At 38.9% G+C, this 7,564-nt stretch carries 3 protein-coding genes and 1 pseudogene; 2 read left to right on the top strand and 2 right to left on the bottom strand.

The window, feature by feature from the left end; all coding sequences use genetic code 11:
• Window positions 1–1,215: pseudogene (locus H6G79_RS32815) on the top strand (hypothetical protein); the annotation flags it as partial.
• Window positions 1,216–1,470: 255 nt separating this feature from the next.
• The gene (locus H6G79_RS32810) at window positions 1,471–5,817 is read left to right on the top strand and encodes a non-ribosomal peptide synthetase (protein ID WP_190594589.1); all 4,347 of its coding nucleotides are present in this window, start codon (window positions 1,471–1,473) and stop codon (window positions 5,815–5,817) included.
• A gap of 55 nt (window positions 5,818–5,872) precedes the next feature.
• On the opposite strand, the gene H6G79_RS32805 is transcribed toward H6G79_RS32810, so the two are convergent.
• Window positions 5,873–7,042, bottom strand: a complete 1,170-nt coding sequence (locus H6G79_RS32805) for a pyridoxal phosphate-dependent aminotransferase (protein WP_190594588.1) — start codon at window positions 7,040–7,042, stop codon at window positions 5,873–5,875.
• Between the two features lie 55 nt (window positions 7,043–7,097).
• The gene (locus H6G79_RS32800) at window positions 7,098–7,433 is read right to left on the bottom strand and encodes a hypothetical protein (RefSeq protein WP_190594587.1); all 336 of its coding nucleotides are present in this window, start codon (window positions 7,431–7,433) and stop codon (window positions 7,098–7,100) included.
• Between the last annotated feature and the right edge of the window lie 131 nt (window positions 7,434–7,564).

Below are 7,564 nucleotides of genomic sequence, written 5' to 3'. Positions count from 1 at the left end.
CTGGGTAGCTATGGTGGTGGATTGGGTGTCACCGACAGTAGTGAAGGAAATGGCGGTAACAACACTCACGTCGTTGATAACGTTGGCGGAAGGGATAACTACGTCCTATTCCAGTTCTCAGAAGCAGTAGTGTTGGATCAGGCTTATCTGCAATATGTCATCAAGGACAGTGATATTTCTGTCTGGATTGGCAATTTTAGCAGTCCTCCCACGACTTTAAGCGACTCAATTCTCAACAGTTTTGGGTTCTACGAAGCTAACGTTACTACTAGCACGAGCGATCGCTGGGCTGATGTGAATGCAGGCAAGTATGTGGGTAACACCATTGTGATTGCGGCTTTAGACACAGATACCAGCCCAGAGGATCAGTTCAAGATTCGCCATCTTGATGTTCTCAAAGTCACGCCCGCGTCTCTGGTTAATACTGCCACGATTACTGCTCCCACTGGGTTCACTGATACTAATTCCAACAATAACAGTGCTACTGATACTGACACAGTAATTGCTGCACCTGGTGTGCGTACCCCAGGTTTCTGGGCAAATACCGAGTGGCAGAAGTTCTGGGATGGTGTCCAAGGTAACGAGCCAACACAAAAAACACTGGCTAATTTTGCAGACAGTGACCTTCTGTTCCCTTCTTATACCAACTCCGCCCAATCTGGAAAAGTGCTTGATCCTGTGACTGGACAATATAGTGCAGGGTTACTTATCGGTGACTACAACCGCAACGGTATAACTGATACCGGGGAGGATACCATTTTCTATACTCTTAGCCAAGCACGCCAGATTGTTGATGCCTCAGCACATCCTAATGGAGATGTACGTTACGATCTTGGTCGCTCTTTAGTGGCTAGTTGGTTGAATTATCTTGCTGGCAACCCCATTGACACAGCAGCTAGTACAACCGATCAAGATGCTCGATACTATATCAACGAAGGCATCAATTGGTTGCAAGCTGTAACTCCAGACGAAAATGCTGATAAGAAGGGTGATGGCGCGTTAAATCAACTTACTGGGAGCAGTGTCAATAGCCCACGCATAGATAATTACTGGAGTCAAGGTATTTCCAGTGCATCCAATTTGCCAAGTCCCTACAACTCCAATACCAAAGTTACCTATGGTTTAGATGCTGGTAGTTTCATTACTAGCAAACTGGATGAATACAACAACGGTTTGGGGCTGGCAGATCATGTTTTCTACGGAGGAAACGCATAACTGACTAGGAGAAAAAGCATTTTGATTGAAATAATCCAATCAAAATGCTCTTGTCTCTTCGAGTCTGTAAAAGAACTTGGTACTCATTTAGAGAATTGATCTGAGCGCATTGAGCAAATGTAGCTTAGATCAATCCCTAAGCATTTTTGGAAAATGATAAGAGTTGCGAGATGTTCAACTAAGATATCTCCGCAAATACACTCCGTAATGATTTTGGAATAACCATAAATTTATAATTTGAATTTTGTTAAAAATATGAATATTGCCGACTCATTAACTCAATTTGCAGGCTCTTTGTTAGAAGAATGGACAAATACAAAAACAGATTATCCCAGAAATGCGACAATTCACGAATTATTTAGAATTCAAGTATTAAAAACACCTAACTCTGTGGCGGTTGAGTATGAACGTCAGCAAATAACTTATCAGGAACTTGAAAATAAATCAAATCAACTGGCTGATTACTTACGACAAATTGGGGTCACAACAGAAACGTTAGTGGCTTTATATTTAGACCGTTCTCCTGATGTAATTATCACTATTTTAGCTATATTAAAAGCAGGTGGAGCCTATTTACCGTTAGATACATCTGCTCCTTTAGAAAGATTAGAAATTATTCTCAAAGATGCAAATTTATCTATTCTAATCACTCAAAAAAATCAATTAAATCATCTATCCTTAATTGCAAATCATCTTCAAACTATCTGTGTTGATGAGCAAAGTAATTTAACCACCATTTCTGATGGTACTTCTTTTGATAGTGAAGTCACTGCCCAAAATTTAGCTTATGTAATGTACACATCCGGTTCAACAGGCAAACCCAAAGGCGTTTGTGTAACACATCGTGGTGTTGTGCGACTAGTTAAAAATACAAATTATGCTAATTTTAGTGCTGATGAAGTTATTTTACAGCTTGCGTCGATTGCCTTTGATGCAGCAACATTTGAGATTTGGGCTGCTTTATTAAATGGCGGTAAATTGGTGTTGATGCCAGTTAAAACACCATCCTTACAAGAAATTGGCACAGCAATCAAGCAATATAATGTTACTACATTATGGTTAACAGCAGGATTATTTAATTTAATAGTGGAAGAACAGATAGAAAATCTAAAATCCCTACGCCAACTTTTAGCAGGAGGTGATGTTTTATCAAGATATCATGTCGAGAAAGTTTTAGAAGAATTACCAGAATGTCAATTAATCAATGGCTATGGCCCTACAGAAAATACAACCTTTACCTGTTGCCATAAAATTACTGTTAATGATTTGCAAAAAGACTCAATTCCTATTGGTCGTCCCATTGCTAATACCCAAGTTTATATACTTGATGATGTTTTACAAATAGTTCCCATTGGCATTCCAGGAGAACTTTATATTGGGGGTGATGGGTTAGCGAGGGGTTATTTGAATAGACCAGATTTAACCGCAGAAAAATTTATTCAAAATCCTGTTAGTGATGACCCCAATTCGCGTCTTTATAAAACAGGCGATCGCGCTCGCTGGCTACCTGATGGCACAATTGAGTTTTTGGGTAGAATTGATTTTCAGGTCAAAATTCGAGGATTTCGGGTGGAACTGGGTGAAATTGAGGCAGTTATGGCACAACACCCATCTGTGCGATCGGTTGTTGTACTCGCCCAGGAAGACCGTCCAGGAGACAAGCGATTAGTAGCATATTTTACTCAAGAAGCAAACATTGGTGCAGTAAATTCTAGTGAATTACGCCATTTTCTCCAACAGAAATTGCCAAATTATATGATTCCATCGGCCTTTATCTTGTTGGATCAGTTACCTCTGAATGCTAATGGTAAGGTGGATAGAAATGCTCTACCTAACTTGGAGAATCTCTGCATAGATATAGATAGTAATTTTGTGTTACCTCGAACTCAAACAGAGAAAACACTAGCTAATATTTGGGCAGAGGTTTTAGGGTTTCAAGTGGGAATCTATCAACCATTTTTAGAAGTAGGTGGACACTCTCTTCATGCTACTCAGATTGTTTCTCGCGTGCGGGACTGTTTTAGAGTAGATTTGCCTGTTTCCGCAGTTCTAGAAGCATCTACAATTTTTGAGTTGAGTCAACAGATAGAGTCAGCACATCAGCAAGCAGACTCTCTATTGAGTGTTCCTGAATTGCCAGCAATTTCAGATAAAAACAACCTACCTTTGTCGGTATATCAAGAACGATTATGGTTGTTAGAGCAAAAATCTGGTCTTAGACCGATTTATAACCTACCAATAATGTTGCGGCTGACAGGAAATTTGGATATTGGGAGTTTAGAACAGGCAATTAACACAATTATTCAAAGACATGAATCGTTGCGAACTACCTTTCCCATTGTAGAAGGGCTACCGGTTCAACACATTGCTGCTGAATTGAAGATTTCCATTCTCGTCCAACAAATTGAAAACTACGAAGAAAGGGAAATTCAAAGTTTAGTCGATGCAGAAGCCAGACAGACATTTGACCTTACACAAGAGCCACCCATCCGGGCGCGATTACTGCGATTGACCGAGAAAGATTATATATTGATGATCACGATACATCATATTGCTGCCGATGGCTGGTCATTGGGAATTTTTAACCAGGAATTATCAGTTCTCTATAAAGCTTATACACAAAAATCTCCGTCTCCTCTGGCTCCACCGTTATGGCAATACAGTGATTTTAGCCTTTGGCATCGGCAATGGTTTCAGCAACCGGAAGTCTATACACCTTTAGTAGAGTACTGGAGTCGTAAACTAGCGGCTGCGCCTCCCTTGCTGCAATTACCAAGCGATCGCCCTCGTCCTCAATTACAATCTTTTTCAGGGTATATCCAATCATTTCACCTTGACTCAGAGCTAACGCAGCAACTAACACACCTCAGTCAAAAATCTGGATCTACCCTCTTCATGACACTGTTAACTGGTTTTGCAATTTTACTGCATTCCTACAGTGGTCAAAAAGATATAGTGATTGGTTCAGCAACAGCCAACCGCAACCATACTAAAATTGAATCTATAATCGGCTGCTTCTCCAATATTATGCCGCTTTGCATCAGTATAGTTGGGAACCCCTCTTTCCTGAACTTGATCAAGCAGGTACGGCAAATCACTTTAGAAGCCTATCCATATCAAGACTTTCCCGTTGAGCAGTTGTTATCTAATCTACAATCCAGCAGAGATTTAAGTTACTCACCTTGGTATCAGGTGATATTCAATCTGCTGAATGTACCTATGAACAATCTAGAGTTGACTGGATTGGATATAGAGTCAATACCAGTTGAAAAAGGTACGGCTATATGTGATTTGTCGGTGTTGATGTGGGAAACACCTCTAGGATTGGAAGGCATATTTGAATATAATACTGAACTGTTTGATGCTGCCACAATTGAACAGTTAATCCAGAATTTTCAGATTTTGCTACAAGAACTAGTAGCCAATCCAGACCAGAATATTTTGTCATTGCCAATATTGACTCAAGATCAAAAATATTGGCAACAACAGAAAGATAAACTCCATGCTTTCAAAATCCAACCAAGCCAACAACTTTCCCAAGTTACTCAGTCTGCGCCTCAAGATGAGTTAGAACAGCAATTAATTAAAATCTGGAAAAAAGTTTTAGGTGTTTCATCTATCGGTATTGATGATAACTTCTTTCATTTAGGAGGACATTCTTTATTAGCATTGCGTTTATTTGCCGAAATTGAAAAGACTTTGGACAAAAAACTACCCCTAGCCACACTGTTTCAAGTACCAACAATTAGAGAATTGGCTGAGGTGATGCGTCAGACACAAACTGTAGAATCATCTTTCTCTTTCAGTTCTCCTATGTTGAACCAAGAGGATTATCGCAAACTTATAGTAATCACTGCTGGCCGTCAAGGAGAAAAACCTAGACCTGAATCTTTAATTACCAGTCTCAATCATCAAGGTAATAAACAACCATTTTTCTTCTGTGCTAGCAGTTTAAATGAAGTGTTACCACTTTCTCAACACCTAGGGAAAGAACAACCAATTCATTTTATAGAATCAGGATTATCTGCATTTGGATATCAAAATAAACAAGAAAATATCAAAGCAATTGCATCACATCATATTCATGATATTCTTGCCTTACAACCAAATGATGATTATATTATAGGTGGTTATTCTTATGGTTGTTTGGTTGCTTATGAAATTGCTAAACAACTAGAAGCTCTTGGAAAAAAAGTATCTATTTTAATAATCATAGACTTTCCTGCTTATAATCATAGATTGTATTACTATGCTAACCAAGTTTTTCCAGCTATTCGGCAGATAAGAAAGTTCTTTCAAAAGAATTATCAATATTTAGGGAAAAATTCAACAAAGAATTTAGTTTCACCTATGAATATTTACCAACAGCTTTATATTAGCCAACAAGACTACTCTGGTAAGATTCACCTTTTTCTATCTAGTGAATTTGTATATTTATCTCATAAAATGTTACGCTTTCTTTTCCCTCGATTTGGGTGGAAGAAGCAAAAAATAGCACAAATTTATCACCTACCAGGAAATCACTTCAGTTTGCTCCAAGAACCTCATGTGCAGGTTTTAGCAGATAGATTAAATTTGTTGTTTGACAAGAAAAACTCCTAATTTTAGGAGTCAGAAAAGAGAAAATTTGCTTACTCTTTGCGCCTTTGGGGGAGAATTAAATAATATTCCGCAAACCATTAACTAATCTTTCTATCCCTGCTTTGGCTGTATTGTCTTGTAACGCCCCATAAGCAACGCGCAAATAGCAGCCATTTTCCATCCCAAAGGTTGTCCCAGGAATTACCGCAACTTTGTGTTCTTGAATTAATCTTTTCACCAACTCAAACGCATTGATATGAGTATGCACTTTGAGAAAGAAATAAAACGCACCATCAGCTTGAGCAATAGTACATAAACCTTGGAGATGATTCAGCGAGTCTATCACTAACTGACGTACTTGAGCGATCGCACCAATATTTTCCTTCAAATACTCATCTTTTGCCTGCAATGCGCCTAATGCTGCATACTGTGACACCACAGGCGGACAAATCAAAATTGTATCTTGAACTTTTTTGACAGCCACAAGTAAATGCTGGGGAATTACCATATAGCCAATGCGCCAACTGGCAAAACCATAGGCTTTAGAAAGGCTGTAGAGAGAAATTGTATAATCACTACTGCCAGCAAATGCCCCTGGTGAAATATGTTTGACACCGTTGTAGGTAAAATATTCGTAAGCTTCATCGCTGATGTGGTAGATATGGCGATCGCTACAAATTTGATTGACTTGGCGTAAAGCCGCTTCAGAATAGACAACCCCTGTGGGATTATTCGGGGAAATCGTCACAATAGCCTTGGTTTTTGGTGTAATTGCTGCGGCTAAGGCTTCTGGACGCAATTGGTAATTTTCATCTGTTTCTACCAACACCACACGACAACCCGCCATTGTAATAGCCATTTCATGATTGAAATAATATGGCGTATTCAGAATAATTTCATCCCCAGGCGAAGTAATTGCCAAAATCGCGTTCATAAACGCCATATTACTACCGGCTGTCACCACAACACAGTTTTCATCAGTAATTTCAATACCGTTAAAAGCTGACAATTTTGCTGTCAATGCAGTTAATAAAGGCGGAATTCCTTCCACTGCTTGATAGAGATTATTTCTCGCTTCCCCTAAAAACTTCGGTAAAAGTTCAATTGCTTCTGGTGGTGGACTGTAGGAGACTACACCCTGTCCGAGAGAAATGGTTCCCGGAGAATTTTTAATCAGTTCCCCAACCACAGGAATTATTGGCGACTGAACCGCCTGCATCCGAGAAATCAATTTGTCATCAGTCATGTATGAGTTCCCATCACCCCATCTCTCTCATCTTGACAGGTGTAGGTTATTAAAGTTAATAGGTTTTGGAAAAACCAGGATAATGAACAAAGCGTTTGTGGAAAATCAGCGCCGCAAAATTAACTACCAAACAAGTAATTGCTAGAGATAACAATATATAAGTAGGAGCCATCACAACACCAACCACAAACCAGCTATATACATGAAGTACCATGACTAGAGCAAAAATAATGGCAATTCCTACAACTGGCTGCAATTGAGATGTTGGTCTACGTAAAACCGTCAAGATAATGGTTAATAATGTAGCAATTAAGTTAGCTGGTACAAGAAAGGCACAAATACCAATACAATTGGTACGAGAAAATTCGGCTAAGGTATGAAAATCAAGCATGTATAGTTATGCACTTTAGTATTAACATTTTAAATAAACAAACTAAACATATTTTTATCTATATTCAACTAAACACTAGCATCAACATAAAGTAAATACTCCGCAAATGTAACATAAATTAAACTATAGAA

This window comes from Anabaena sp. FACHB-83 (genome assembly GCF_014697485.1).
In the GTDB taxonomy this organism is placed as follows: domain Bacteria; phylum Cyanobacteriota; class Cyanobacteriia; order Cyanobacteriales; family Nostocaceae; genus Nostoc_B.
Note: the sequence above shows the minus strand (reverse complement) of the source record. Positions and strands in the feature narration are given on the sequence as shown.